Source organism: Shewanella sp. 10N.286.51.B2 (assembly GCF_041469265.1).
Taxonomy (GTDB): domain Bacteria; phylum Pseudomonadota; class Gammaproteobacteria; order Enterobacterales; family Shewanellaceae; genus Shewanella.
In genome coordinates, this window is sequence record NZ_JBFRKH010000139.1 from 1 (window position 1) to 1989 (window position 1989).

Genomic DNA, 1989 nt, shown 5'->3' on the forward strand with positions numbered 1-1989 from the left:
GATAATTCCGATGGCGCATCTGCCACCATAACCCAAGCGGGGATGGACAATTCAGCAGAGATTTTCCAACAAACGGGTGATTTAAGTGACTCTGTCACTGAAGACACCGTCGCAGTGATAACCCAAACCGGTGAGCGCCATAACGCCTTTATTAGCCAAATCGGTTTATCTTCAGATGCTGTCATCACTCAAACGGGCACAGAAAACCACACCGATATCGAACAAACTGGGATTAATAACACGGCATTAATCATTCAAGATGATGCTAGCAATATAGCCAATGTTACCCAAGCTAACATGGACAATGCTGTATCAATCAATCAGAGCGGTTCTGTGGTCGGTATGGGTAATACGGCAATGGTGCAACAAGACGGCATTAATGAATCGGTTGATATTGTTCAAGTCGGTAATTCAAATATGACTGAATCATATCAATATTATTCAACAGAGGGTAACTCGGTTGATGTTGAGCAAATCGGTGATAATAATAGCGCCATTACCATTTCTTATAAAGATTTGTCTGCCGTAATTATTAATAGCAAAGCCATTATTATGCAACATGGTAATGGTAATAGAGGCGTTGTTGACACTTGGGATAGCGGCGGAGTTGTCAGCATGACTCAGCAAGGTAATGATAACTTTGCAACTGCACAAAGTTATGGCGAAAGTACCATTGATGTTGAGCAAGTCGGCCAAGAAAATTATGTGTATGCTACTTCTGGACCCGGTAAATCTAGCCATGTTCAAATTAGCCAAAATGGAGAGTTTAATGCAGCTGAAGGAGGCTGGATAGATGCTACTGATGAAAGAACAGGTGCAGTTGTGAACATAAGCCAAGTAGGCAGTCAACATTTTATCAGCTTTGAAGCTATTGGAAATAATAGCCTTGTATTCGCTACTCAAAAAGATATCTATAACAGGTCATATATTGTCGCTTCTGGCAACGAGAATTCAGCAATATTAGATCAATCCGGTATGGAAAATACAGCAGACCTTTTTGTGCGAGGAAATTACAATACCGGAACAGTGACTCAAAGTGATAAAGATAATGGTGTGAGTGCGTTCATATATGGTGAAAACAGTACAGCAACGGTAAGTCAAAGTGATGTAGATAATAGAGTCAAGTTACGTTTATATGGAGAAAATAGCTCAGTGATTGTTACACAAAGTGGCTCAACTGCTGGTAAGGGGAATTTTGCCGACGTAGAGCAACATAATGCAGATAACAAGGTTTCAGTTGACCAATCTGGTGAAATGAATACCGCGACAGTATTGCAGCCCGCAACAAGCTTATGGGGTTCAGATTCTGGTAACAATATTTCAGTCGAGCAGACGGGTAGCAGTCATACAGCAACTGCTCGCACCTATTCTGGGGGAAATAGTAGCATTGACATTACTCAGCTAGGTGCTTCAAATACTGCTAGGGCATTAACTTATGGAGAAGGGGATATTTCAACTGTTTATCAAGATGGGACGGGAAATCGAGCAACAGCACAAAGCTGGTATGATGGAAGTACGGCGGTAATAAATCAACAAGGTGATGATAACGTTGCATGGGCTTTTACTGGTGCTTATCGCTCTAATGCTAATATTGAGCAAGTGGGTGTAAGTAACTATGCAATTGCTCGTACTTACGGATTGGCTGATGAAATAATTATTAGTCAAGTTGGAAAAGATAACAATATTATTGCAAACCTAAGTCATCAAAATGGGGTTGATGGTGGTAATAATGCTTCAATTATTCAAAATAAGATGGACAATTTAGCTGTTGTGTCATCGTATGGGTACGCTAACACTTCGATAGTCGATCAAGATGGTTCATTAAACAGGGCTGATATTGTTCAGCAAAATACCTCTGAATCTTCTGCAACCATTACTCAAAAGGGTGATGAAAACCACGCTAAAATTGACCAGCATCATTCAACACAAACTGCATCCGCAGTAATAAACTCCGAAGGTAACGGTAATCGCGCTGAAATCGAGCAGCAA

1 protein-coding gene is annotated in these 1989 nt (G+C 40.8%); it reads left to right on the top strand.

Annotated elements, in window-relative coordinates; all coding sequences use genetic code 11:
• A partial coding sequence (locus AB4140_RS19765; RefSeq protein WP_372002345.1) for a hypothetical protein occupies nucleotides 1–1989 on the top strand: 1989 nt, incomplete at both ends.